Raw genomic sequence first — 26,429 nt, forward strand, 5'->3', positions numbered from 1 at the left:
GATCCCAATTCTCTTTAGAGAGCTAAAGGTTAGTTCGGAATCTTCAACTACCCGCGACCAATCAATCCACGGCGGTTAGTTGACCTCGCGGCGAATTTCCGAGGCAACCGGCTGGGACTGGGTGTTGACCGTCGGCAGAGTGACCGGGCGCAGCCCGATCAGTTCCGCTGTCCGCACCGCGCTGTTACGCCAGAAGGCGAAGGAGTTGATACGGGAGTTCTCCAACACCGCGATCGCGACCGCCGCGAGGAACGGCAGGCTCTGCAGCACCAGCACGCCGGCAAAGATGTAGATCTCGCGCACCTCTTTATAGCTGTTGGTGACGATCAGGACGGCGGCGCCGATCAAGAGCAGCACGCCGATCACGGCCTCCCAGAACGCCTGGAATTCGATCGACATCCGCGACAACCCGCCCTTGGAGGTCCGGGCGAAAGCGAGATGCTCGGTGATCAGGCCCTGGGCCACGGCGCGCGACACCGTCCATTGCACGCTCATCGCCGCGATCATGGCGCCCAGCATCTGGCCGGCCTTGATCTTCACCCGCAGGCGGTAGAGCGCGACGAAATGCACCAGCGAGACGACGAAGGAGCCGATGATCGGCAGCGTCAGGATCTTGTCGGGAACGGCGATGTCGGCAAACGCCACGATCGGCACCCAGATCAGGTTGAGGATCGCCACCACCACGCCGAGGCTTTCGGCACCGAGCCAGTTCAGCCAGCCCAGCGAGAATTCGCGGCGCTGGTCCCGCGTCAGCCGGCTGGCGCCGGGCAGGAAACGCCGCCAGTGCTTCTTGACGATCTGGAAGCCGCCATAGGCCCAGCGGTGGCGCTGCTTCTTGAAGGCCTCATAGGTGTCGGGCAGGAGGCCCTCGCCATAGCGGACGTTGGTGTAGTGCGTCAGCCAGCCCTGCTGCTGGATGGTCAGGCCGAGATCGGTGTCCTCGCAGATGGTGTCGCTGGACCAGCCGCCAGCCATGTCCATCGCGGAACGGCGGATCAGGCACATCGTGCCATGCACGATGATCGAGTTGAACTCGTTGCGCTGGACCATGCCGATGTCGAAGAATCCGGCATATTCGCCGTTCATGATGTAGTGCATCAGCGAGCGGTCGCCGTCGCGGTGCTCCTGCGGCGCCTGCACCAGGCCGACGCGCGGGTCGGCGAAAACAGGCACGAGATCCTTCAGCCAGTCCGGATGCACGACATAGTCGGCGTCGATGATGCCGATGATCTCGGCATCCGCCGCGGTGCGCTCCATGGCGATCCGAAGCGCGCCGGCCTTGAAGCCCTGCACCTTCTCGGCGTTGATGAACTTGAAGCGTTCGCCGAGCGCGCGGCAGTGGTCCTGGATCGGCCGCCAGAATTCCGGGTCGGGCGTGTTGTTGATGATGCAGACGCATTCGAAATTCGGGTAGTCGAGCCGCGACACCGCATCCAGCGTCTGCTTCAGCATCTCGACCGGCTCGAAGTAAGCAGGAATGTGGATCGAGACCTTCGGGAAGGCGACGTTCTCGCCGATGGTGGCAGGGGCCAATGTCGCACTTTTGGTAATCAGCCGGCGCGGGCGGTGGCCGAAGGCGATCGCCGCGATTTCGTCGATGCGGGCCATCGCGATCAAGATCAGCGGAACCAGCAGGGTCAGGCCGAGCGTCAGGGCAAAGGCCGAGCCGAACACGAAATAGTGCCCGGCCCAGTAGGCGAACACGGTGGAAACCCAGGCGCCGACGCCGTTGGCGGCCGCCGAGAGCAACAGCGCCTGCATGATTTTCGGCTGCTCGAGCCGCAGGATCGGCAGCGACATCAGGATGCCGACCAGCAGCGCGATCGCAGCCAGCTTCCAGTAGTTCTCGTTCACGATCGGGCCGGTCCAGGCGAATTTCGGTTCGCGATTGGCGTCGAGGATGCCCCAATAGGGGCCGACGCCGCCTTCGAAGAATTTCCAGGGCTGATCGATCGCTTCGACGATGTTGTAGTCGATGCCGATAGCTTCGGCGCGGGTGACGAAATTGCGCAGCACCGAGGCCTGTTCGAACGGGCCAGGCTCGGCGTTCCTCAAATTATATCCGGCGCTCGGCCAGCCGAACTCGGCAATCACGATGCGTTTGCCGGGAAACTGGTCGCGCAGCAGTTGGAACATGGCTACCGCCTGATCGACGGCCTGCTTGTCGGTGAAGTTCTCCCAATAGGGCAGCACGTGCGCGGCGATGAAATCGACGGAGGACGCCAGTTCCGGATTGTCGCGCCAGATGTTCCAGATTTCACCGGTGGTCACGGGAACGTTGACGGATTTCTTGACCTGCTTGATCAGCTCGACCAGGTCGTCGATCTTCTGCTCGCCGCGGAAAATGGTTTCGTTGCCGACGACGATTCCGTTGACGTTGCTGTTGCGCTTGGCGAGGCTGATCGCGGCCTCGATCTCGCGCTTGTTGCGATCGGAATTCTTGTCGATCCAGGCGCCGACGGTGACCTTCAGGCCGAATTCGGCGGCGATCGGCGGCACCAGTTCGACGCCACCGGTCGAGGAGTAGAGACGAATCGCGCGCGTGATCGTCGACAGCTTCTTGAGGTCGGCGCGGATCTTTTCGATCTGCGGAATATTGTCGACGTCGGGATGCGCCGAACCCTCGAACGGCGCATAGGAAACGCTCGGCAAAATGCCCCTGAAATCGGGCGCGGCTTGCTTTTCCTGGAACAGGCCCCACAGCCCGGCGTGAGCTGCGGTGACAAACAGCAGAACGGCAACGACGGCACGCATCGGCGGCTAAACCATACGGGGCTGCAATTTATGGAAAGCGAACCTGTCCCCTAGGTTCGACCGACATGGCGGCATCATCAGGATAGTCCTGCCCTGCGATTTCACAACTGGTATGACGCCATGACTTTTTTAAGGACGCGTTTTCAGGGCGCGACCAATCCAAACGCCGGATAGATAGGATCGTTCCGCTGAACGTATCCTGAATGCCGGACGTCTATTTCGCGGGCGCGGCAGGCGCGGGGCTGGGGGCCGGCGAGGGCGATGCGGCCGGCGCAGGCGTTGCGTTGCCGGCGGTCGCTGGCGCCGGGCTGGCCGCTGCGGCAGCCTGCGGCTGGGCGCCCGGATTGATCCAGCAGACATGAATGCGGCTGTCGAGGGTCTCAGCCACCTTGGGATCGATCTGTCCGCCAAAACGGGTCAGGCAGCGGAAGGTGGCCTGGACATGCCCGCCGGGGCAGCCGAACCGGTCATAGAGATCGAGGTGCCTGAACGCGGTGTCGAGGTCGTCGCGCCACATCAGGCGAACCACCCGACGGCCGAGCCAGACGCATTCGGGATTTCCGGCCGGGCCGTTGATCGCCTGGGCCGCCTCGACGAATTCGTCGGCCTTGCGCTGATTGTCCTTGTTGGCCTCGGCGGTATTGGCGGCCGGCGCCTTGCCTTGCTGATCCTGCGGGGTCGGGCTGCCGCTCTGGGCAAACGCCCCGGCCGATCCGATCAGGAGGGCCAGGCCCACCGCGGCGAAGCGCCTCAAAACCGCAACTCTTGGATCAAGCACCCGTCGACGCATACATTCCCCGATCAGTTTCCCGCCGCGCGTGGCGGCTGATGTCTGGGCTTGTTGCCGCCGAAATAGGACCCCAATGCGGCGGACCGGCCCGGCGATTCAAATGACGGGTATTTCAGATTTTGTCCAGCAAAGTCACAACTTTATCACGGGCGCGGGTAAAACTGCCGCAGGGACGAGCTGGAATAGGGCGATCGTGCATCTTGGCAGAACGCCGATGAACGGGTAATCGACGGTCCCCGCCCGGAGGATGGAACCGATTTCACTTCGTACGCCGCTGGCGCTTTTCCTTTCATCGCTAGGTATGATCGCGGCCCTTTGGTGGTGGCTCGCCACGCCGATTACGCTTGCGCGCGCGCCGATCGATCCCAGTGCCAAGCTGCAATGCGTTTCCTACGCGCCGTTCCGCGGCACGCAGACACCCCTGATACCGACCACGCAGATCCTTCCCGAACAGATCGCGCAGGACCTCGCGCAACTCGCCAAGATCACCGACTGCGTGCGGACCTATTCGATCGAGAACGGGCTCGACCAGGTTCCGGCGCTGGCCGCCAAGGTCGGGCTGAAGGTGATCCAGGGGATCTGGCTATCGAGCAACCGGATCAAGAATCTCGCCCAGATTTCGGTCGCGATCGAACTGACCAAGGAACACCCGGACACGATTACCGCGCTGGTGGTCGGCAACGAGGTGCTGCTGCGCGGCGAGATGACGACATCGGATCTCGCGGCCCATATCCGCTCGGTCAAGTCGCGTGTTACCGTGCCCGTGACCTATGCCGACGTCTGGGAGTTCTGGCTGCGCAACCGCGAAATCTATGACGCAGTCGACTTCGTCACGATCCACATCCTGCCGTACTGGGAAGACATGCCGGTGCGCGCGAAGCACGCCGCCGGCCACGTCGACGATATCCGCAAGCGGATGGCGGTGGCATTTCCGAACAAGGAAATCCTGATCGGCGAAACCGGCTGGCCGAGCGCGGGACGGATGCGCGAGGGCGCGCTGCCGTCGCGCACCAACCAGGCGCGTGTGGTGTCCGAAATCCTCGACCTCGCCAAGCGCGAAAAGTTTCGGGTCAATCTGATCGAGGCCTATGACCAGCCGTGGAAGCGCCAGCTCGAAGGTACCGTCGGCGGCTATTGGGGCATGATCGACGACGCGCAGCGCGCGGTGAAATATCCGCCCGGCGAGCCGATCAGCAATTATCCGTTCTGGAAACTGCAGATGGGAAGCGGGATGGCGCTCAGCGCCTTCGTTTTCCTGGCGGGCTGGCTGACGCTGCGGCGGCGGCCGTGGAAACCGCGGCTGACTGCGTGGGTCGCGGTCGGGACGTCGGCGACGACCGCCGGCATGCTGCTCGGGGTCGCCGCGGACAAGATGTTTTACGAGAGCTACGGGGCAGGCGGCTGGCTGCAATGGGGCGCGCTGCTGGCGGCCGCCATCGCCTCGCCGATGCTGTGCGCGAACGCCGCGATGTCGGGACGGCCGCTGCCGACCTTCCTCGAACTGCTCGGGCCGCGTGACGGCCGCACCAAGTCGGTGCTGTCGGCGCTGCTCGGTCTCGTACTCGTCGTCACCACGCTGATCGCGGCGCAAACCGCGCTCGGCTTTACGTTCGACCCGCGCTACCGCGACTTTCCGTTCGCTTCGCTGACCATGGCGGTGGTGCCGTTCGCGGCCTTGATGCTGCTCAACCGGCCGAAAGAGGGCATTCGCCCGATTGCCGAATCCGCTTTTGCCGGCTTGCTGGTCGCGGCCGCGATCTTCATCGGCTTCAACGAGGGCAACCAGAACTGGCAGGCGATGTCGACGTGCGCGATCTATCTCTTGCTGGCGATTACGCTGTGGCGGGCGCGGGCCGTGCAAATCCCAAAATGAGCAGGCCGATCGCAATTCCCGACAGCGCGATATTGTAGAGCACGATTCCGAATCCCGCCGCGATCAAGCCGCCGGTCAGCAGCACGATCGACGGCCGCATGACGTGAAGCGTCGCAATGATCAACGCGGTGATGCCGAACACTGAATTCTTGAACAGATAGGTGGCGAGCGTCCGCGACTTGCACAGCATGGTCTGCAGGCCGGCGTCGCAGGCCAGCGCCACGGTCGAGAACTCGACCGCGAGGTAGCGCAGATAGAGCGCGTAGCCGACGGTGACGAAGCCGACCACCAACAGGAACTGAACTTGATAGGGCGTGAGCCGGAACGGGGATTTTTTCATCGGCGCAATATGGTCGGGATTGGCTCTTGGGACAAGCGTTCGCCCGCAGTGAAAATGCAGATCAGAATTTTGTCATAACGCCCTGTAGCCAAAAGATTATTGTGAATTTTTCTTGCCGAAGATGGACGACAAGCTCGTCTGCGTTGTCGCCGGCGGCGGTTCGGGCTTCTTCGGCGCTTCCTCAACGACTGTCGCCGCCGACTGCTTGGCGACGCTGCGCCGGCGCGGGCCAGGCTTGGCGGCAGTGGGCGGCGGATCGTTCAACGACAGCCGCTGGCCATCGAAGATGGCGGTTTCGCAGGGCCGGTTGTTTTCAGCCATGATAGCGCAGATCCTGGCAGCGGCGCCGGCGTCGTGCAGCGGACCGGCGACCAGGCGAAGTTGCATGCCGAGCCCGTTGGTGCCTTCCTTCACGACGATGATCGGGCGCAGCGCCGTCAGCGGCGCGTTCGATCTCGATTTCAATAGCCCGCGCCACAGCGCGCGCAGGCCGTTCACCGAATTGGCGCTGCCGAGATCGACCCCGAACTCGGTCCGCTGCAGGGAGACTTTTGGTGCGTTGGCGTCGTCCGCTTCCGCATCAGCCGGCGCCGACGCCACGACATCCGGGATCGGACTCGCGATCACCGGGTTCGGTCCTTTGCCCGGCTCGATCAGTTTGCCGGCGGCGGGATCGGGCGGAGCCATCATCGACTGCGCGGCCCTGAGCGGCGTCGCGGGCGAAGGTTTCGCGGGCTCCGGCGTGACGGTGTCGGCCGTTACCATCTCAGCCTTGGCCGTTTCCGGCTTGGCGCTATCTGCTTTGGCAGCGTCCGTCTTCGCGGCCTCCTTTGCCGTGGACGAAACGGTCGCCGGGGACGGCTCGGCGGTGGCGGTTTTGTCGGTGGCGGGCGCTGCGGCCGGGGCGCTCGCTACCGGTGCGACGCTTGGCGACGGCGGTTTTTGGGCGGCTTGCGATTCCGCAGTTGCAACCGGCGGGGAAGCCTGCACAGAACCCTGGCGGGCGATGGCGCCGGTAACGGAATCGAGCCCCTGTTCCAGGCTGGTGACACGGGAATACAGCCGGTCGCGGTCGCCATTGAGCGTATCGATGGCGGCGGCGAGCCGGCGCGCCTCGTTCTGGGTTTCCCTGGCCACGAGCTGAACTTGCTGCGCCTGCCGGGTGATATCAGCCGCGGCGACCTGCTCACGCTTCAATCCAAGGGATGATTGGTTGGCCATCACGGCCAGAATCACCGCAGCCGTCGCGCCGACGCCCCAGGATCCGATCCGCCACAGCGCGCGGCGGTCGAGTTCATCTTCGTCGGCCAACAGGTTGCTCAGCACGCCGCCGCTGTCATCCGCCTCGAAGTCCGCGAGATGGTCTGGTTTTCTGGCCAAGCGCCCTCGGCCCTCCTCGAGGCCCTGCCGAATCACAGGGCAAACATTAACAGGAAAAGCGCCGACCACTTGAATCCGGACGTTTTCGGGGCGGCGAATCGGTTTGATCTCCGGGGGAAAACAATTAAAGACGGCCGGAAACCTTGTTCGCCTGAGGACCAGAATGACCGCTCGATCCAGCCTGACAGTCGTGCTCGCGGCCGGTGAGGGCACGCGCATGCGATCCTCGCTGCCGAAGGTGCTGCACCCGGTCGCCGGTCAATCGCTGCTGGCGCATGTTCTGGATGCCGCCCCGCATGGCGCGGGCGCCTCGCTCGCGGTCGTGGTCGGGCCGGACCACAAGGCGGTCACTGAGGAGGTCAGGCGCGTCCGCGCCGATGCCGCGACCTTCGTTCAGGCCGAACGGCTCGGCACCGCGCATGCCGTGCTGGCTGCCCGCGAGGCGATTGCGCGCGGCGCCGACGATCTGCTGGTCGCGTTCGGCGATACGCCGCTGATTTCGGCCGAGACCTTTGCGCGGCTGCGCGCGCCGCTGGCGAAGGGCGCGGCGCTGGCCGTGCTCGGCTTCCGCGCCGCCGATCCGACCGGTTACGGCCGGCTGCTGCTTCAGGGCGATCGGCTGATGGCGATCCGCGAACATGCCGACGCGACCGATGAAGAGCGCAAGGTCACGCTGTGCAATGCCGGCGTGATGGCGTTCGACGGTCGCCGCGCGCTGGAAATTCTCGACCGGATCGGCAACGCCAACAGCAAGGGCGAATACTATCTGGTCGATGCCGTCGCCATCGTCAGGAAAATGGGATTGGAGGCCGTCGTGATCGAAACCAGCGAGGACGAAGTGCGCGGCATCAACAACAAGGCGCAGCTTGCGGAGGCCGAAGCGGTGATGCAGGCGCGGCTGCGCCAGGCGGCGCTCGACGCCGGCGTGACGCTGATCGCGCCGGAGACGGTTTATCTCGCCGCCGACACGAAGTTCGGCAGCGACGTCACCATCGAGCCGTTCGTGGTGATCGGCCCCGGCGTCACCATCGCCGACGGCGCGGTGATCCATTCGTTCTCGCACATCGTGCAGACCTCGATCGGCAGACACGCCTCCATCGGTCCCTATGCGCGCCTGCGCCCGGGCACCTCGCTGGGCGAGGGCGTTCGGATCGGCAACTTCGTCGAGACCAAGGCCGCGACGCTGGAGGCCGGCGTCAAGGTCAACCACCTCTCCTATGTCGGCGACGCCCATGTCGGCGCCAATTCCAACCTCGGCGCCGGCACCGTCACCTGCAACTACGACGGCTTTTTCAAGCACAAGACGCTGATCGGCGAGGGCGCGTTCGTCGGCACCAACTCCTCGCTGGTCGCGCCGGTCAAAATCGGCAACGGCGCTTATATCGGCTCGGGCTCCGTCATCACCAAGGACGTGCCGGATGATGCGATGGCGGTCGAGCGTAGCCCGCAGAGCAACCGCGAGGGTGGCGCCGCGCGCTACCGCGAGATGAAGCTGCGGGCCAAGGCGGAGAAACAGGGTTAAGCGCGAGGGGCTGTTAAGCTTTCCGCTTAAGATTTTCTCAATCGGCAATAAGCTTCTCGGTCAAAAATGCCGTGACTATAGCTTGATGACTCTTGGTTAGATCGATTTGGCCGCAGACTTGCTTCACCTCTCACCGGCTTGCACTGGCTGACCGGGCTGCCGCTGGTTGGCCCGCAAATCCTGGTGGTTCTGCTGGCGCCATCGTCATCTGACAAGATCCGCCTGATTTCTCCGCCTTGACATATGCCGATATCGGAATATGTTGGCGCCCATGGCACGAGCAGCAACGACATCGGACGTCTTCAACGCGATCGCCGAGCCGCAGCGCCGGGAGATCCTGGCACTGCTGCGGGCGGGTGAGCGGCCGGTGACCGAGTTGGCGCAGGAACTGGGGATGACTCAGCCGGGGGCGTCCAAACACCTGCGGGTGCTCCGGGATGTCGGGCTGGTGCGGGACCGCAAGGCAGGCAAGCAGCGCCTGTACGGCCTTGATGCCCGCGGGCTGCGACCGGTTCACGAGTGGACCGGAGGTTTCGAGCGGTTCTGGAATGAGAGCTTCGACCGGCTGGACGCGTACGTGCAGGAGCTCAAGCAGGCCAGGAAGGAGGAGTGACCGATGGCAACGACAGGACGGGACGCGGCGCAGTTAGCGACGGCCGACCGCGAGATCGTGATCTCCCGGGCCATCAGTGCCCCACGGGAGCTGGTGTTCGAGGCATTCACCGAAGTCCGGCACCTGTCGCGATGGTGGGGACCGGAGGGGTTCACCACCACCACGCAGGCGTTCGAGTTCCGCGTCGGCGGGGAGTGGGTCTTCGTGATGTACGGACCGGACGGGACGGACTACCAGGAGTGGATCTCCTGGACCGAGATCGCCCCGCCGGAGCGGATCGCACTGCTGCACGGTGAGTCCCGCGGCGACCCGAACGCCTTCGAGTCGGTCCTGACGTTCGAGCCCGACGGTGCGGCGACCCGGATCGAGATGCGCACGGTGTTCCCCACCAAGGAACTGCGCGACGAGGCGGTCGAGAAGTACCACGCGATCGAGGGCGGCCAGCAGACCCTGAGCAAGCTGGCTGTCTACGTCACCGAGATTGTTCGGAAGGGAGTTGAGGACTGATGGCCGGAAAGGTGTTTTTCAGCGTGACGATGTCGCTCGACGGGTTCATGGCGCCGGAGGCCGTGCCCGTCGAGGACGTCTTCTCGCCCGAAGGTCAGAACGACCCGAGGGTCCAGCGCTGGATGAGGAAGTGGTCGGAGCTGCAGGCGTGGGCGTTCCCGCAGCGGTTCTTCCGGGAGAACCTCAAGCTCGGCGAGGGCGGCGAGGAAGGACTAGACAACGACATCGCTTGGGCGACGCACGAGCGCACCGGCGCGAGCGTCATGGGCAAGCGCATGTTCGACGCCGGCGAGCTGGCATGGCCGGAGGAGGCGCCGTTCCACACCCCGGTGTTCGTCGTCACTCACACCAGGCGCGAGCCGTGGGAGCGGCCGGGCGGGACCACCTTCCACTTCGTCAACGACGGCATCGAGGCCGCGCTCGACCAGGCCCGCGAGGCCGCCGGCGACCGCGACGTCCGCATCGCGGGCGGCGCCGAGACGATCCTGGAGTACGTGAACGCCGGCCTGATCGACGAGTTCTCGATCGCGCTGTCGCCCGTGCTGTTCGGCTCCGGAATCCGCCTGTTCGAGGGCGTGGACGCGGACCGCGTGGCCCTGGAGCCGGTCCGCGCGGAGCCGACGCAGTGGGTGACCCACCTAACCTACGCAGTCCGGGAGCGGTAACTGTCTCCACCTCAGCGCTCCCGACAGATCAGAGGGTGGTGATCAGCAAGTCGCGTGACACGCCGATCCACAGGTCTTGACTATTCCTCCGCGGAGCGCCGGGTGAGGGCTCTCTCCACATGGGGAGTGTCAATTGTGGAGACACCCGGCGTGAGGTTTCGCGAGAGTCTGCAATGAGACGGGCTAGAGTCGCAGCACGATTTAGCAATTTGGCTACCAATTGGTGCCAGCATTCCGCCCATTGCGGATAGGTCGCGATCGGCGACTGCGAATTCCGAAAGGCTCTAACCCGACCGGCCTGGAATTACGGTGACTGTGCACTCAATTGCACTTCGCCAGCAGCAGATTGAGTGCACAGTCACCGTAATTCTGGGTTGGCGGTCTCTTTCCTTTGGAGAGGCCCACTATGATCAAAGGCTTTGTAATGGCAGCCTTGATGCTGCTTGGCGCGTCGCAGCTAGACCAGTATCTCACCCATGGTCGGTATACCGACGCCGCCATATCGATGCTGAGGCAGATCAGGCACTCGTTCGGTATTTGACCTGCAACCCGGCTGGCCTTGGCTGAATTGCGACCGCCCGTTAGGCCACCTCGGTTGACGCCGAAGGGAACGCTTAACCTTGATGAATATTCATTCAAGTTCCTTGCAACCATCAGTCTCGTTCGACGTCATGCGTAGGTGCGGAGCGCGATATGGACGACGACAAGGAACAGCGTGAGCTTCAAGAGCGGGTGATGCGCTACCGCGTGATGGAGCGCGAGGTTACCGACCCGCTCGCAATTGGCCTCCTGCACGACATCGTCACAGAACTGGAAGCGGCCCTGGAGCAGCCTGACAGGTACTCATGCAAAAGCCCGGCAGCCATTTCGGACTGCCGGGCGAAACGCAAATATTAGGTGAACTGAATGCCACGCCGCTGCAATGCGGCTATTCTGGTACCGATTTCGGGACCGTCTATCCGGAAGAGTACGGGCGCGCACTTTCTCCCATTGGAACCGAACCCTCGCACCTTTGCGGGGGCCGCTCACTCGAAAGGCGGCATACGCCGCGCTACTTCCGTGCTTCCTTGATTGCCCCAAAGGAACCCTCAGCATTCGTGCCCGTTGCACCGCTAGATCAAGCCCAAGGAGGACTTCCACATGTTGAGGATCGCTCTTTCCGTGGCGGCAGCCGCCGCGCTGCTTACGACTGCCCCGCTCGTCACTCCGGTCAAGGCCCAAGGCGTCGATGTTCAAATCGGCCGGGACCGCGACTACGATAGGGATCGCGACTATCGCTACGACCGTCGCCGACACTACGACCGCGACACCACAGTTGGCATCGGCCCAGGGGGTGTCACCATCGGCAAGCGCTGCCGCATGGTGTCTACCACGATTGAACGGGACGACGGCCGCAGGATCACGCGCAGGGAGCGCCGCTGCGACTAAACGGCGAGTAAACAAGGAAATACTTTGGGGCTCGCTCCGCAATGAGACGAGCCAAGAGGAAAGTCCCAACGCCGGGTGACGTTTTTTCTTGCGCTCGCGAGGGCGACGCCCTTTGCCGCGTCTTCGGTTCGGATCGAATTCGTCAGCCGGGAGCTAAAGGCGGCTGGAAAGGCCAGCCTACGTTCCATTGCAGAGGAGCGGAACGAAGCCGACATTTCGGTCGCGCGTGGGCAAGCTTCGGGGTACCGGGTTCAGCGGTTGCGCGTGTCCTTTGAAGATGGAATGGGCCCGGAACAGAAGCAGCGATGCCGGCCAGAATGGGCTCGCCGAAGGATGTCGCTGCAATCGTGATCATCACTACAGATACGAGGACTACGAGCACATCGGCTATGATGCGCTTGGAATAGTGTTTCGTCATGATTTGAGCCCTCACAACCGAATTGAAGTACGTGCGCAGTTACAATCTAGTTCGTACGTAAAATGGGTATGTGAATGGGTGCTCACCGCGCTTGGCGGATCATCCCTCCAATAGGCTGGCAGCGGGCAATAGTGTAGCAGCGATCCAGACCTAACAAGTTAGTTTGTTCAGTTCAGATGCGTCGAAGCTGATGCGCCCATAGGATGAGGTGCATCATAGACCGGCGCTATAGTTGACGGTTCTGTTTTCGCGCGACATGCGTCGGCCTTAGCACCTATGTCGCGTAGCGACGACGCACTGAGGGCGCGCTTCGTGTTAGAATTACGGTGACAATGCACTCAATTGCACTTCGCCAGCAGCGATTAAGTACACTGTCACCGTAATTTTATTGATCAGAACCGATCCGACCGGCGAGCCTTCGACCAGCAATGCCGGATGGCGGATTGCGGCGCGGTATTGATGGGCGCGACCGACGATCCGGTCCGGATGCGGAACGGCATGATCCAGATCAAGATGGGCGCTCGACAGCCGCCCAAGGAATTCGCCTTGGGCTGGACGCTCCTCGGCTGGGCCACCGCGCTCAGAATCCGCCACCGCTTGTGGAGTGCGTCACAATGAAACGCTGCCTTGCTGCTTTCGCAATCGCCGCCAGCCTGTTCGCACCAGTTGCGCACGCCAACGATGCCTTGGAAGCCAAGGTGCGGGCCTACGTTCCGGTCGTCTCCCTCGCCAAAGTATGTGACCTCAGGATCAATGAGGCCACCTTGGGTGACCACCGCGCCATGCTCGAAGCGGCGAAATCCGACCCGAACGCCAACAAACTCGCCTACCGCGTCCATTACGAAACGCAGACGGCCTACATCAAGGCCCGCGACGGAGGTCAGCGGGTCGCCTTCTGCAGAGACTTCATCGCAGCCAACAGCCAATACGCCAAGGCGCGCTTCACCGCCGTGGTCGAGGACCACATGAGCGACATCAGCACCAGTGTGCAGAAAGCGATTGCCCACAACGTCTGCGGTGCGCCCCCCGTCAAGCTGTCCAAGGCCGACTGGAAACCGTACGCGCTCATCAAAAAGATGCTTCAAACCGAGCAGAAGTTGGCCAGGGAAAACGCCGAAACGAACGGCTGGATCGTCACCGAGGAAACGACGGCGGTCACGGAACAGTTCTGTGCGGCGATAAAAACCCGATGACCGTCATCGCCGCCAAAGTTCGAGCCCCGCTGATACGGTGACAGTGCACTTAACTGCGAGGAAAAGGCAGAGTTACAGCTTTCTCGAAAAAGCGCCGCTTTCTCCGCGCCTTTTCAGAAGGGAAAGCAGATCGGCGGAGATCAGATTCCATGGGAATGGAGCTTAGGGTTTGAGATAGTCGAGTTGATTCCTACATTCAAAATTGAGATTAACAACGAAAACGACGATCAAGTCGAAACCAACAAGGCGGAACTATCAGAGTATCTATTCGGAAAGCTTCGGCCAATATCGGAGTCGAGACGATCTGGTTTATACGCGATGTTCGGGTCTCAACGTGAGATCACGGAATTCGGTCTGTTCATCTACAAGTCCGGGGACGGCATGAATAGATGCCGTCTGCGGGGCAGTGTCAGTTACACATCGGAATGGGACTTCGAGGACATTACAGAACAGGATTCTGTTCAAATGTATGTCTACCTATCAGCAGAGAAATTCGATCAGCTTATGAACTTTGTTAAGTTTCCTAGGCCGACGGGTGCAGAGATTCGATTGACCGGCGTCTCGCGGCACTCGGCTTGAATCCGCGAAGTATTGAATCATTACCGTTCAGTAGGACGAACAGCAAAGCGAGCGTGCCAATTGTCCAAATAACGCCTGCCACCCCGCCCTCCCAAAAGGGCCGTCACTCTGGTGCAAGTCGAGAAGTTCAGCAAGCGGATGAGGGCTGCGTGAGATTATGGTGACAGTGTTTAATTCTGCTTGGCTAGGCCTGCGCGCTCAAGCTAATTTGCTGAACCAAATCAAGCTGATGCTACCCGTCCAGTCGTATCCGAAAAAATATTCCGCTTTTCGCCACAGGCCAAATCACCGCTATCACTTCGCCCATCCACCCCGGCAAGAGGGGCGTATCGCGATCGTCACGGATGCGGGGTTGGATGCGGTGGACGCAGCGGCGTCGGGCGCGATCGTGATCGCAAGGCGGGTTCTCCCGTGAGTGATCTTACGCTTGCGCAGGTGACCGGCGTTTCAAGGCCTTCATCGGGACCTTCGGCCGGCATCTCGTCGATCGGAGTGAAGGTAGAGGGCGCTGCGTACGGAAAAGTCGTGTGGTTCTGGCATCCATGGCTGATGTCAAGCCAGCGGAGACGCGTCGGCCCGACCGGGCTTAAGACAAATCTCAATCCGCTGGCGACGGTGACAAAAAGGAATTCGTCGCCGGGAAGAGCACGTATAAGCCGTAAAGCCATTGCGCAGGGAATGCCGGATTGCCTCCGCTGAACCTGTATGCTCGTGTGCGTTTCCTTCTACCCATTGTACACGAGACCGCGGGTGCAGCGCGCATCCGGCATTCCCTGCTCCCTCTTTCTTTGGAGGGAACCAAGGCCAAGCCTCGGGCAGATCATGCCGCGAGATCGCGGACTCATATTCCATCAGCATGGCGGATGTGACAGGTTAATCCCCGGTTAGGCTACCCATTAAGCTTTCCGCTTAAGGCTGTCTCAATCCGCAATAATTATTGAGTATCTGTCGGACTTCATTTCTCGTTAAGAGACTAGCGGGTTGCGACGCTATTCGTCGATTTGGGGTATTGAACCGCATGTGCGGCATTGTCGGCATTCTTGGGAAAGCTCCGGTCGCGGAGCAGTTGGTGGACTCACTCAAACGGCTTGAATATCGCGGCTATGATTCCGCCGGCGTCGCCACGCTGGAGGGCGATCACCTCGAACGCCGTCGCGCCGAGGGCAAGCTGAAGAACCTCGAGAAGCGGCTGGATGCCGAACCGCTGAAGGGGCACACCGGAATCGGGCACACCCGCTGGGCTACGCACGGCAAGCCGACCGAGAACAACGCGCACCCGCACGCGACCGATCGCGTCGCCGTGGTTCACAACGGCATCATCGAGAACTTCCGCGAGCTGCGCGAAGCGCTGGAGAAGAAGGGTACGGTCTTCAAGACCGAAACCGACACCGAAATCGTTCTCCACCTCGTCGACAGTTTTCTCCAGAAGGGCATCAAGCCGGTCGAGGCGGTGAGGGCGGCGCTGTCGGAACTGCGTGGCGCGTTCGCGCTCGGCTTCATCTTCGCCGGCGACGACGACCTGATGATCGGCGCCCGCAACGGCCCGCCGCTGGCGATAGGCCACGGCGACGGCGAAATGTATCTGGGGTCGGATGCGATCGCGCTCGGGCCGTTCACCGATACGATCAGCTATCTCGAGGACGGCGACTGGGCGGTGCTGACGCGCAAGGGCGCGACCATTTACGACAAGACCAACGCGATCGTGCATCGCGACGCGGTCAAGCACAGCGCCTCGACCTCGCTGGTCGACAAGGCGAACTACCGCCACTTCATGGCCAAGGAAATCCACGAGCAGCCGGAAGTCGTGGGCCACACGCTGGCACGCTACATCGACATGGCGAGCGAGCGCGTCATGCTGCCGGTCAAGCTGCCGTTCGACTTCAAGGATATCCAGCGCATTTCAATCACCGCCTGCGGCACCGCGAGCTATGCCGGCTACGTCGCAAAGTACTGGTTCGAGCGGCTGGCGCGCATTCCGGTCGAGCTCGATGTCGCTTCCGAATTCCGCTATCGCGAGGCGCCCTTGCGCAAGGGCGATCTCGCGATCTTCATTTCGCAATCGGGTGAGACCGCCGACACGCTGGCCGCGCTGCGCTACGCCAAGGCCGAGGGCGTTCACACCCTGTCGGTGGTGAACGTGCCGACCTCGACGATTGCGCGCGAAAGCGAAACCGTGCTGCAGACGCTGGCCGGCCCCGAGATTGGCGTAGCCTCGACCAAGGCCTTCACCTGCCAGTTGATGGTGCTGGCCTCGCTCGCGGTTGCCGCCGGCAAGGCGCGCGGCGAACTGTCGGATGAGGACGAGACCAAACTCGTCCATGGCCTCGTCGAGATTCCGCGGCTGATGGCGGCGGCGCTGACGTTGGAACCGCAGATCGAAAAGCTGGCGCGCGACATCTCGAAATCGAAGGACGTGCTCTATCTCGGCCGCGGCACCAGCTACCCGCTGGCGCTGGAAGGCGCGCTGAAGCTGAAGGAAATTTCCTACATTCACGCCGAGGGCTATGCCGCCGGCGAACTCAAGCACGGTCCGATCGCGCTGATCGACGAAACCATGCCGGTCGTGGTGATCGCGCCGTACGACCGGGTGTTCGAGAAGACCGTCTCCAACATGCAGGAAGTCGCGGCCCGCGGCGGCAACATCATCCTGATGACCGACGCCAAGGGAGCGGCGGAAGCCACCGTCGACTCCCTGGTGACGATCGTGCTGCCCGACATGGCCTCGGCGTTCACCCCGATGGTCTACGCCGTCCCGGTGCAGCTCCTGGCCTATCATACCGCCGTGGTGATGGGGACCGACGTGGATCAGCCGCGAAATCTCGCGAAATCGGTAACCGTCGAATAGTCAAGCGCCTGGATAGTCAAGCCCCTCGGTTGTCACGCTGGCCCTTCAAAAACCTGCTAGGATGGCTTAGCTGGCATAGGCGCGATCAGCAAAAGTGGACCCCGGTTTTGCGTCCGATCGCGCCCGAATGTCGAGTTCGGCCGCCCTGACCTGGAACCACGATGAACCGCGAACAACTGCCCCCGACCGCGTCCCCGGAGGAACCCCTGCCGGAGGCGCACCATGCCGGGCTAATGGCCCGTTTCCGAAACTATTTTCTGACCGGACTGATTGTCGCAGGGCCGGTCGCGATCACGCTCTACCTGACCTGGTGGTTCGTGAACTGGGTCGACAACCTGGTTCGCCCCTTCGTGCCGACGGTCTACCGTCCCGAAACCTACCTGCCGTTCGGCTTGCCGGGGTCGGGACTGATCGTCGCGGTGATCGCGCTGACGCTACTCGGCTTCCTCACCGCCAATTTGATCGGGCGGACGTTGGTCGACCTCGGCGAGCGGCTGCTCGGCCGCATGCCCGTGGTGCGCGCGATCTATCGCGGCCTGAAGCAGGTGTTCGAGACGCTGTTCTCGGGCAAGGGCTCGAGCTTTCGCAAGGTCGGCCTGGTTGAATTTCCCTCGCCGGGCATGTGGTCGATCGTCTTGATCTCGCAGCCGCCGAGCGTGAACATCGCCAGCCAGCTTCCCGACCAGGAAGAGCACATCTCGGTGTTCCTGCCCTGCGCGCCGAACCCGACCACGGGTTTCTTCTTCTACGTGCCCAAGAGCAAGATCATCGAAGTCGACATGAGCACCGAGGACGCCGCGACGCTGATCATGTCGGCCGGCGTGGTGCAGCCCGGCTCTGATCCGCAGAAACGCAACGCCGCGCTCGCCGGCATGGCAAACGCCGCGCGCGTGGCCAATTCGGCTGCCGGTCTGAAGACGGCTCCCGCAAAGGTAAAGGTGGAGTAGGGCGGGCGCCTGATGGCGCGGCCCTTCCAAGTCGCGCTCTGGCGCTGAAAATCTCGAATGCTGGCAGGCCTGACATCATGACGAAGAAGATCGAAGGCATCATTCCCGTGATGATCACGCCGTTTACCGAAAGCGGCCAGATCGACTATCCGGGTCTCGGCCGGCTGGTGGAATGGTACATCGACAACGGATCGGACGCGCTGTTTGCGGTCTGCCAGTCCAGCGAAATGCAGTTTCTGAGTCTCGACGAACGGGTTGCGCTCGCCGCCTTCGTCAAGAAGGCCGCCGCGGGCCGCGTCCCGGTGATCGCTTCCGGTCACGTCAGCGAAAGCCTGGATGACCAACTTGCCGAACTGACCGCGATTGCCGCGACCGGGGTTGACGGCATGGTGCTCGTCACCAACCGGCTCGATGCCAGGCAGGAAGGCGGCAGCCGGTTCATCGACGATCTGACCTGGCTGCTCGATCGGCTGCCGAAGCAAATTCCGCTCGGTCTCTACGAGTGCCCGGCGCCCTATCGCCGCTTGCTCACCGACGACGAACTGACGTTCTGCGCCAATACCGGCCGCTTCGTCATCCTCAAGGACGTGTCCTGCGACCTCGAAACGGTGAAGCGCCGGGTGGCATTGACCAGGGGCACGCCGCTTGCCATCGTCAACGCCAATGCGGCAATTGCATTCGAGGCAATGAAAGCCGGTTCGCGCGGCTTTACCGGCGTGTTCACGAATTTTCATCCCGATCTCTACAAGTGGCTGATGACCGAGAATGCCGACCATCCGGCACTTGCAGACGAACTTTCCGTCTACCTCGCGCTGTCGGCGATGGCCGAACCGATGGGCTACCCGAAGCTCGCCAAGCTCTACCACCGGCGTCTCGGCACGTTTGCCTGCAGCGAGAGCCGTGCCGTCACCTTCGATGTCCACGAAAAGTTCTGGGCGTTGCAGGCGCTGCTCGACAAGATCGTCGACGGCACCGAGCATTACCGGCGCCGCATTGCCGCCGTTGAGGCGAGCAAGACCTATCCCGCGCCGATCAGCGGTACGGCTTCGTCGCGTTCATACAGATAAAGCAGGCAGCGCAGCGCTTCGCCGCGCTCGCCCTTGAGCTTGGGATTGTCCTTCATGATGCGCAGCGCCTCGTCGCGCGCCTGCGTGATGAGCTGGCCGTGCACGTCGGAGCGGGCGATGCGATAGCCGGGCAGGCCGCTCTGGCGAATGCCGAGCACGTCACCTTCGCCACGCAGTTTGAGATCCTCCTCGGCGATCCTGAAGCCGTCGGTGGTCTCCCGGATCACCTTCAGCCGCGCCGCCGACATCTCGCCGAGCGGCTCCTTGTAGAGCAGCAGGCAGGTCGAAGACTCCGACCCACGGCCGATTCGGCCGCGCAGCTGGTGCAATTGCGCGAGCCCAAAACGCTCGGCGTTCTCTATCACCATGATGGTCGCGGCAGGGACGTCGACGCCGACCTCGACCACGGTGGTGGCGACCAGAAGTCCGATTTCGTGGGCGGCGAACTGCGCCATCACGCGGTCCTTCTCCACGCCCTTCATCTGCCCATGCACCAGCCCGACGCGGTCGCCGAAGCGTTTCTGCAGCCGCTCGAACCGTTCGGTGGCGTTGGTGAGGTGCTCGGTCCCCTCGGCCTCGGATTCCTCGACCAGCGGACAGATCCAGTAGACCAGCTTGCCGGCCTTGAGCGCGCGGCCAACGGCATCGACGACTTCATCGAGGCGGCTGGCCGGGACCGCGCGGGTGTCGATCGGCTGGCGGCCGGCCGGTTTCTCACGCAGCTCGGAGACGTCCATGTCGCCGAAATAGGTGAGCACCAGCGTGCGCGGGATCGGCGTTGCGCTCAAGACCAGCACGTCGACCGCTTCGCCCTTGTTGGTGAGCGCCAGCCGCTCGCGCACGCCGAATCGATGCTGTTCGTCGACCACCGTCAGGGCCAGCGCCTTGAAGATCACGTCGTCCTGGATCAGGGCATGGGTGCCGACCAGAAAATCGATCTCGCCGGCTTCGAGCTGCGAAAGGATCGCGCGCCGCTCCTTGCCCTTCTCACGTCCGGTCAGGATTGCCACACGCAGGCCGGCGCGTTCGGCCAGCGGCGCGATGGTCTTGATGTGCTGGCGGGCGAGGATTTCGGTCGGCGCCATCAGCGCAGCCTGCTTGCCGGCCTCCACGACCGCAGCCGCCGCCAACAGCGCCACCACCGTCTTGCCGGAGCCGACATCGCCCTGCAGCAGTCGCAACATCCGCACCGGCTGGAGCAGATCCTCGGTGATAGCGGCGACCGCCGCGCGCTGCGAGGCGGTGAGTGCATAAGGCAGCGCATCGATGATCTTGTGGCGCAGGTGACCATCGCCGGCGTTGCGGTCGCCGGCCGGACGCCGTAATTGCGCGCGCACCAGTGCCAGCGCCAGTTGGCCGGCCAAGAGTTCGTCGAAGGCGAGCCGGGACCAGAACGGGCCGTCGGGCAAAATGTCCGTGAGTTCGACCGGCACATGCACGCGGTTAAGCGCTTCCTGGATCGGTGGAAAGCTGCAGCGGCGAATGACCTCAGGGCTGATCCACTCCGGCAGTTCCGGCAACTTCTGCAGCGCCTGCGCGATCGCCCGGCGCAGCGAGCCGAGCGCCAGACCTTCGGTCAGAGGATAGACCGGATCGATACCGGACAATTTTGAGAATGCCGCCTCGTCCACGACGCGGTCGGGATGCACGATCTGCGGGATGCCATCGTACATCTGCAGCGTGCCCGACACGTAGCGCTTGTCGCCGACCGGCAGCAGTTTTTCGACATAGCCTGGCTTGGCGCGGAAAAACGTCAGCACCACGTCGCCGGTATCGTCGCTGGCATAGACGAGATAGGGCGCGCGGGCATTTCGTGGCGGAGGCGGCCGGTGACGATCCACAGTGACCTCCAGCGTCACCACCGTTCCCGGTACCGCCTCGCGAATCTTCGGCCGCGCCCGGCGGTCGATCACGCTGGCCGGCAGGTGCAGCAGCAAATCGACCAGCCGTGGGGTCTCGTCGCGGTCGAGCAGATAGCGCAACAGCTTGTCCTGCTTCGGCCCGACGCCCGGAAGGCTCGTGACCGACGCAAACAAGGGATTGAGCAGGGTGGGGCGCATCAGGTCTCTCGTCGCTCACGATCCGCGCATCCATCCCTCTTCAAGAGGATGGATTGCCGGGTCAAGCCCGGCAATGACGGCACAGTTGATAAATCGGGAATAGTTAGGGCTGACATCGGCGATCCCGGTCGCTATATCAACCCCGCCCGGCACGTCCGGGCTTTTGGCGTTCGAAATGGAATAGGACAATGACGGGTACGACACGATCGAGCGGTGGCCTCGATGACCGCCGCAAGCGGCTTTTGTTTCGCTGCTGGCATCGCGGCACCCGTGAAATGGACCTGATCCTCGGACGCTTTGCCGATGCCGAGATATCGGGCATGCGCGACGACGAACTAACTGAGCTGGAACGCCTGATCGAGGTGCCCGACCCCGATCTCTATGCAGCCCTGACCGGCGACAAGCCGCTCGATCCGGAATATGCGACCTCGCTGTTCGACCGCATCAAGGCGTTTCGCGCCGTGGGCCACGACGCATGAAGGCCCCCGTCAAATCTCCCGCCGCGCTGCTGGCCCCCGGCCGCGCGCTGACCTTTGCCAATGTTGCCGAGGGTGCGGAGGGGCTTGTCGTCTCCGACCTCGCGCGTGCGGTCGCCGCCAGGCCGAAACCGCCGGCAGTCAGCCTTGCCGTGGTCTGCCGCGACGGTCCGCGCATGCAGCAACTGGCGCGGGCGCTGGAATTCTTCGCCCCCGATCTGCCTGTGATGCAGTTTCCGGCTTGGGACTGCCAACCCTATGACCGGGTATCGCCGCATGGCGGTATCCTGGCGCAGCGCCTGACCACGCTGGCGCGGCTGTCGCGCCTGCAGGGCAGCGACAAGCCGCTGATCGTGCTCACCACCGTCAATGCCATCGTGCAGCGTGTGCCGGCGCGCGAAGTGGTGGCGGCGCAGGCGCTGTCGGTTGCGCCCGGCCATGTCGTGCCGATGGATTCGATCGTCGCCTGGCTCGAGCACAATGGCTACAACCGCTCCTCGACCGTGCGCGAGCCCGGCGAATATGCCGTGCGGGGCGGCATCCTCGATCTGTTTCCGGCCGGGCTCGATCAGCCCGTGCGGTTTGACTTCTTCGGCGACTCCCTTGAATCGATCCGCACCTTCGATGCGGAAACCCAGCGCACGCTGCTCGACATGCGCGCGCTCGATCTGGTGCCGATCTCGGAATTCCAGCTCGTCACCGAAACCATTCGCCGCTTTCGCATGGGCTATGTCGCGACCTTCGGCGCGCCGGAGCGTGACGATCCGCTCTATGAGGCCGTCAGCGAGGGACGCCGCCATCCCGGCATGGAGCATTGGCTGCCGCTGTTCCAGGAGCGGATGGATACGCTGTTCGACTATCTCGACGGCGCGCCAGTCGCGATCGAGCCGCAGGGCGAGGATGCCGCGCGCGAACGCTTCAAGCAGATCGCGGACTATTACGAAGCGCGGCGCGAGGCGCTGGAGCATCCGGGTTCAGGTGCGATCTACAAGCCGTTACCGCCGGATCGGCTCTATCTGACGGAAACGGAGTGGACCACGCGGCTGAGCGACGCCGCGGTGGCGCGGTTGACGCCGTTCGCCGTGCCTGAGGGCACTGGCGATTTGTTCGACGCCGGCGCGCGGCAGGGCCGCAACTTTACGCCTGAGCGCGCCGACACTTCCGTCAACGTGTTCGAAGCCGTGGTGGCGCATGTGCTGGCATTGCAGGCGCAGCGCAAGAAAGTGGTGATCGCGCTGTGGAGCGAAGGCTCGCGCGACCGCATGGCCAGCATGCTGCGGGATCACAAGCTCGCCAATATCACCAGCGTCAACGCCTGGCGCACCGTGCAGGCGACGCCGCGCAACGAGGCCATGCTGGCGGTGGTCGGCATGGAGAGCGGTTTCGAGACCGACGAATTCGCCGTCATCAGCGAGCAGGATATCCTCGGCGACCGTTTGGTGCGTCAGCGCAAATCGAGCCGCAAGCTCGACAACTTCATCTCCGAAGTCACGAGCCTTTCGACGGGCGATCTCGTGGTGCATGTCGAGCACGGCATCGGGCGCTTTGTCGGCTTGCAGACGATCGAAGTCGGCGGCGCGCCGCACGACTGTCTGGAGCTGCATTATGCCGCCGAAACAAAACTGTTCCTGCCGGTCGAGAACATCGAGCTGTTGTCGCGCTACGGCTCCGACCACGCCAACGTGGAGCTGGACCGGCTGGGCGGCGGCGGCTGGCAGGCACGCAAGGCCAAGCTGAAGAACCGGATCCGCGAGATCGCGGGCGAGCTGATCAAGATCGCGGCCGAGCGGCAACTGCACGAGGCGCCGAAAATGCCGGTGCAGCCGCATGTCTATGACGAATTCTGTGCGCGCTTCCCCTATGAAGAGACCGAGGATCAGCTCGGTGCCATCACGTCCACGCTGAAAGACCTTGAAACCGGCCGCCCCATGGACCGGCTGATCTGCGGCGACGTCGGTTTCGGCAAAACCGAGGTGGCGTTGCGCGCGGCGTTTGCTGTGGCGCTCGAAGGCAAGCAGGTCGCGGTGGTCGTGCCGACCACGCTATTGGCGCGGCAGCACAGCAAGAACTTTGCGGAACGCTTCAGAGGTTTCCCAGTCAATGTCGCGCAGGCCTCGCGCCTGATCCCGGCCAAGGAGCTGACGCAGGTCAAGAAAGGGCTGGCCGAAGGCAATGTCGACATCGTCGTCGGCACCCACGCGCTGCTCGGCAAGTCGATCAAGTTCAGGGATCTTGGCTTGCTGATCGTCGACGAAGAGCAGCACTTTGGCGTCAGCCACAAGGAAAAGCTGAAGCAATTGCGGGCGCAGGTACATGTCTTGACGCTGAGCGCGACGCCGATCCCGCGGACGCTGCAGCTTGCGCTGACCGGCGTGCGCGAGCTGTCGATCATCGCATCGCCCCCGGTCGATCGCCTCGCGGTGCGCACCTTCGTGGCGCCGCACGATCCCCTGATGATCCGCGAGGCGCTGCTGCGCGAACGCTACCGCGGCGGGCAGGCGTTCTATGTGGTGCCGCGGATCGAAGACCTTGCCGGCGTCAAGGACTTCCTCGACAAGAACGTGCCGGAGATGAAGGTTGCGGTTGCGCATGGCCAGATGCCGCCGACCGTGATCGAGGATATCATATCGGCCTTCTATGACGGCAAGTACGACATCCTGCTTTCGACCACGATCATCGAATCCGGCCTCGACATTCCGAACGCCAATACGCTGATCGTGCACCGCTCGGATATGTTCGGGCTGGCGCAGCTCTATCAGTTGCGCGGACGGGTCGGGCGCTCGAAGCTTCGCGCCTACGCGCTGTTCACGTTGCCGGCGCAGCAGAAGATCACCGCGCAAGCCGAGCGGCGGCTGAAGGTGCTGCAGTCGCTGGAAACGCTGGGCGCGGGGTTCCAGCTCGCATCGCACGACCTCGATATCCGCGGCGCGGGCAACCTGCTCGGCGAAGAACAATCCGGCCACATCAAGGAAGTCGGTTTCGAGCTCTATCAATCGATGCTGGAGGAGGCGATCCTCAACCTCAAGGCCGGCGTGGCCGAGCCCGCCGCGGATCGCTGGTCGCCGCAGATCACCATCGGCATGCCCGTGCTGATCCCCGAGGATTACGTCAACGATCTCTCGGTGCGGCTGTCGCTGTACCGTCGGCTGGCGGACCTCGACACCGACGAGGAGATCGACAACTTCGCCGCCGAGATGCGCGACCGTTTTGGCGTGCTGCCGGACGAAGTCCGCTATCTCTTCAAGGTCGCGGCCATCAAGGCCTATTGCCGCCGAGCCAACGTCGAGAAAGTCGATGCCGGGCCGAAGGGCGCCGTGATCTCGTTCCGCGACAACAGCTTCGCCCAGCCGGATCGCCTGGTCGCCTTCATCCGTCAGCACGGCCAGGCCGCGAAGGTCCGGCCCGACATGAAGGTGGTATTCCTGCAGACATGGAAGACGCCGGAAGAGCGGCTCATGGGCACGACCGAGATATTGCGGCAGCTCGCCAATCTCGCGGAGAGCAAGAAGGCGGCGTAGCTACTCGTGTCCCGGACGCGGTGTGGCGCCATAAGCGCGTTCACGCGCGTCATCGACGCACTATGGCGCTGCTCCGGAGAGCCGGGATCCAATCCCGTCCGCATACGATGAACCCCGGATCAGCAGCGCACCGCTGGCGCGCTGCGCATCCGGGAACGGCGCGGCTGCTAGTGAGGCGACTACGAAGCCGCCCGCTGCGCATCTTCCTGTAGCCGTGACCGGAGCGATTTCGCGGAATCGTTCGGCAGCAGCGTTGCGACGGTCACCGCCGGCTCCGACCGTGCGTCACGCTGGCCATGGCTGGTATGGCGCATCACGCTCGACAGCCGCCGCGCGATGCTGTGGGCCGTCTTCAGGTCGGCCTCGGCAAAGACCACGACGACCGAACCGTCGTCCTGGGCGGCGCCGAAATCCATTTGCCGCATCAGGCGGCTGATGATCCGCGCGCCGTCGAATTGCGCGCGGGGATGGTCAGGGTCGAACGCAAAGCGCGCGACCGACAATCCGCCGCCGCGTTGCTGCGTCTGGTAGATGGCGCTGGCAAAGTCACGCTCGAAGGCTTCCGGGGTGAGCAGGCCGGTCCGCGCGTCGATCAGGCCATCGGCGTCGATGGCTTTCAGCGTGCGGCTGAGATGCGATTCGAAGGCGTGCTGGCGGATCAGCGGCAGCGCGGTCGCTGCCACGTTGCCGGCGTCGCCGGAGACGATCTCGAGGTTCGGCAAATCATAGGCCGGCACCAGATCGCCTGCCGTCACGACGACGGGAAGATTGCGGAAACGGGCATCCTCCGTCAGCACGGTGAGGAAGGCATCGACAACGCGCAGGCTGAATCCTTCGCCGAGCACAATGCCGTCGATATCTCTGGCGTTCAGATGCTTCGCGGCCGCTTCGATCGAAAGCGCGCCGACCACGCCGGTGCGCTCGCCAAGCGCCACCGACAGCGCCGGATAGGCGCCCCCTCGGCCGATCAGCAGCACGGTAGCGTCGCGCGCCGGATCGATATGCGACAGCGCCATCGGCGTTGCCGGCACCAGCCGGCGCATCACAGTCGCATGCAATGACCGCACGCGCAGCGCGGCGCGCAGGCGGGCGGCCAGCCGGTTGGAGCCGCCTCTGGTTTCCGAGGCGTGCGTTTGCAAAACTGGGCTCTGGAAGAAAGGAATGACATTATCCGGAACAGCAATCTGCGGATCGACCGCGATCAGCGGCAGATAGGGCTGACGCGCCGCGACTCGCACGGCCAGCTCCGCCAATCCGGCTGCATTGGTGCCGGATGTTTCGGCCAGCACGGCCGCCGGTTGCACCTGCTCGACCGCACGCGCCGCATCCGCCCACCCGGTCTCGACTACCGGAAACAGTCGCGCGACATCGAGCGTGGCGGCAAAGGACGGCCGTCTCGCGGTCGACACGACGAGGATCGGACCTTGCTGGGACATCTTAAGAACTCGGATCAG

General features: G+C 63.3%; 22 protein-coding genes. 15 read left to right on the forward strand and 7 right to left on the reverse strand.

The window, feature by feature from the left end:
• Positions 1-75: 75 nt before the first annotated feature.
• On the reverse strand, positions 76-2,754 hold the full coding sequence (locus LMTR13_RS19800; RefSeq protein ID WP_065729291.1) for a glycosyltransferase: 2,679 nt from the start codon (positions 2,752-2,754) through the stop codon (positions 76-78).
• Positions 2,755-2,968: 214 nt separating this feature from the next.
• On the reverse strand, positions 2,969-3,544 hold the full coding sequence (locus LMTR13_RS19805) for a beta-1-3, beta-1-6-glucan biosynthesis protein (protein WP_065729292.1): 576 nt from the start codon (positions 3,542-3,544) through the stop codon (positions 2,969-2,971).
• A gap of 247 nt (positions 3,545-3,791) precedes the next feature.
• On the opposite strand from LMTR13_RS19805, the gene LMTR13_RS19810 reads away from it, so the two are divergent.
• Positions 3,792-5,417, forward strand: coding sequence for a glycoside hydrolase family 17 protein (locus tag LMTR13_RS19810; RefSeq protein WP_197520870.1), 1,626 nt, complete (start codon positions 3,792-3,794; stop codon positions 5,415-5,417).
• Here LMTR13_RS19810 and LMTR13_RS19815 read toward each other — a convergent pair.
• Both LMTR13_RS19815 and LMTR13_RS19820 read right to left on the reverse strand, forming a co-directional pair.
• Entirely contained in the window at positions 5,377-5,757 is a 381-nt protein-coding gene (locus tag LMTR13_RS19815) for a hypothetical protein (RefSeq protein WP_065729294.1), read from the reverse strand. The two genes, LMTR13_RS19810 and LMTR13_RS19815, sit on opposite strands and share 41 nt — an antisense overlap.
• A gap of 96 nt (positions 5,758-5,853) precedes the next feature.
• Positions 5,854-7,137, reverse strand: a complete 1,284-nt coding sequence (locus tag LMTR13_RS19820; RefSeq protein ID WP_065732826.1) for a hypothetical protein — start codon at positions 7,135-7,137, stop codon at positions 5,854-5,856.
• Between the two features lie 163 nt (positions 7,138-7,300).
• Here LMTR13_RS19820 and glmU point away from each other — a divergent pair, with 163 nt between their 5' ends.
• The 7 genes from glmU (at position 7,301) to LMTR13_RS19850 (ending at position 11,872) form a co-directional block, all read left to right on the forward strand.
• Positions 7,301-8,659 carry a bifunctional UDP-N-acetylglucosamine diphosphorylase/glucosamine-1-phosphate N-acetyltransferase GlmU gene (glmU, locus tag LMTR13_RS19825; RefSeq protein ID WP_065729295.1) on the forward strand — a complete coding sequence of 453 codons (1,359 nt, stop codon included), beginning with the start codon at positions 7,301-7,303 and terminating at the stop codon, positions 8,657-8,659.
• 271 nt (positions 8,660-8,930) lie between these two features.
• Entirely contained in the window at positions 8,931-9,272 is a 342-nt protein-coding gene (locus tag LMTR13_RS19830; protein ID WP_065732827.1) for an ArsR/SmtB family transcription factor, read from the forward strand.
• Between the two features lie 3 nt (positions 9,273-9,275).
• On the forward strand, positions 9,276-9,779 hold the full coding sequence (locus tag LMTR13_RS19835) for an SRPBCC family protein (protein WP_065729296.1): 504 nt from the start codon (positions 9,276-9,278) through the stop codon (positions 9,777-9,779).
• Positions 9,779-10,444, forward strand: coding sequence for a dihydrofolate reductase family protein (locus LMTR13_RS19840; protein ID WP_065729297.1), 666 nt, complete (start codon positions 9,779-9,781; stop codon positions 10,442-10,444). The genes LMTR13_RS19835 and LMTR13_RS19840 overlap by 1 nt, the downstream gene beginning before the upstream one ends.
• Before the next feature lie 406 nt (positions 10,445-10,850).
• A complete protein-coding gene (locus tag LMTR13_RS43165; protein ID WP_257784714.1) occupies positions 10,851-10,985 on the forward strand; it encodes a hypothetical protein in 135 nt (44 codons plus the stop codon).
• 152 nt (positions 10,986-11,137) lie between these two features.
• The gene (locus tag LMTR13_RS19845; protein WP_065729298.1) at positions 11,138-11,341 is read left to right on the forward strand and encodes a hypothetical protein; all 204 of its coding nucleotides are present in this window, start codon (positions 11,138-11,140) and stop codon (positions 11,339-11,341) included.
• A 243-nt stretch (positions 11,342-11,584) separates the two neighbouring features.
• Entirely contained in the window at positions 11,585-11,872 is a 288-nt protein-coding gene (locus LMTR13_RS19850) for a hypothetical protein (protein WP_065729299.1), read from the forward strand.
• Between the two features lie 739 nt (positions 11,873-12,611).
• On the opposite strand, the gene LMTR13_RS40870 is transcribed toward LMTR13_RS19850, so the two are convergent.
• Positions 12,612-12,884 (reverse strand): hypothetical protein, encoded by a 273-nt coding sequence (locus LMTR13_RS40870; RefSeq protein WP_156795684.1) that lies wholly within the window; start codon positions 12,882-12,884, stop codon positions 12,612-12,614.
• A 20-nt stretch (positions 12,885-12,904) separates the two neighbouring features.
• Between LMTR13_RS40870 and LMTR13_RS19860 the strand changes: the two genes are divergently transcribed.
• The 5 genes from LMTR13_RS19860 to LMTR13_RS19885 all read left to right on the forward strand — a co-directional run bounded on the left by LMTR13_RS19860 (position 12,905) and on the right by LMTR13_RS19885 (position 18,921).
• Positions 12,905-13,483, forward strand: a complete 579-nt coding sequence (locus LMTR13_RS19860; RefSeq protein ID WP_065729301.1) for a hypothetical protein — start codon at positions 12,905-12,907, stop codon at positions 13,481-13,483.
• A 739-nt stretch (positions 13,484-14,222) separates the two neighbouring features.
• The gene (locus LMTR13_RS19870) at positions 14,223-14,477 is read left to right on the forward strand and encodes a hypothetical protein (protein WP_156795685.1); all 255 of its coding nucleotides are present in this window, start codon (positions 14,223-14,225) and stop codon (positions 14,475-14,477) included.
• 603 nt (positions 14,478-15,080) lie between these two features.
• Positions 15,081-16,907 carry a glutamine--fructose-6-phosphate transaminase (isomerizing) gene (gene glmS, locus LMTR13_RS19875; RefSeq protein WP_065729304.1) on the forward strand — a complete coding sequence of 609 codons (1,827 nt, stop codon included), beginning with the start codon at positions 15,081-15,083 and terminating at the stop codon, positions 16,905-16,907.
• A 161-nt stretch (positions 16,908-17,068) separates the two neighbouring features.
• Entirely contained in the window at positions 17,069-17,854 is a 786-nt protein-coding gene (locus LMTR13_RS19880; RefSeq protein WP_065729305.1) for a DUF502 domain-containing protein, read from the forward strand.
• Positions 17,855-17,931: 77 nt separating this feature from the next.
• Complete coding sequence (locus LMTR13_RS19885; RefSeq protein ID WP_083219094.1) at positions 17,932-18,921, forward strand: dihydrodipicolinate synthase family protein; 990 nt, start codon at positions 17,932-17,934, stop codon at positions 18,919-18,921.
• Here LMTR13_RS19885 and recG read toward each other — a convergent pair.
• Positions 18,873-20,981 (reverse strand): ATP-dependent DNA helicase RecG, encoded by a 2,109-nt coding sequence (gene recG, locus LMTR13_RS19890; RefSeq protein WP_065729306.1) that lies wholly within the window; start codon positions 20,979-20,981, stop codon positions 18,873-18,875. The genes LMTR13_RS19885 and recG overlap by 49 nt on opposite strands.
• A gap of 188 nt (positions 20,982-21,169) precedes the next feature.
• Here recG and LMTR13_RS19895 point away from each other — a divergent pair, with 188 nt between their 5' ends.
• Together LMTR13_RS19895 and mfd are read left to right on the forward strand one after the other, a co-directional pair.
• Positions 21,170-21,460 carry an FAD assembly factor SdhE gene (locus tag LMTR13_RS19895; protein ID WP_065729307.1) on the forward strand — a complete coding sequence of 97 codons (291 nt, stop codon included), beginning with the start codon at positions 21,170-21,172 and terminating at the stop codon, positions 21,458-21,460.
• Positions 21,457-24,975: a transcription-repair coupling factor gene (gene mfd / locus LMTR13_RS19900; RefSeq protein ID WP_065729308.1), complete on the forward strand. Its 3,519-nt coding sequence runs from the start codon at positions 21,457-21,459 to the stop codon at positions 24,973-24,975. The genes LMTR13_RS19895 and mfd overlap by 4 nt, the downstream gene beginning before the upstream one ends.
• Positions 24,976-25,154: 179 nt before the next feature.
• Here the strand turns inward: mfd and LMTR13_RS19905 are convergent, their stop codons facing one another.
• Complete coding sequence (locus tag LMTR13_RS19905) at positions 25,155-26,411, reverse strand: hypothetical protein (protein ID WP_065729309.1); 1,257 nt, start codon at positions 26,409-26,411, stop codon at positions 25,155-25,157.
• Positions 26,412-26,429 lie beyond the last annotated feature (18 nt).

Source organism: Bradyrhizobium icense (assembly GCF_001693385.1).
Classification (GTDB): Bacteria; Pseudomonadota; Alphaproteobacteria; order Rhizobiales; family Xanthobacteraceae; genus Bradyrhizobium; species Bradyrhizobium icense.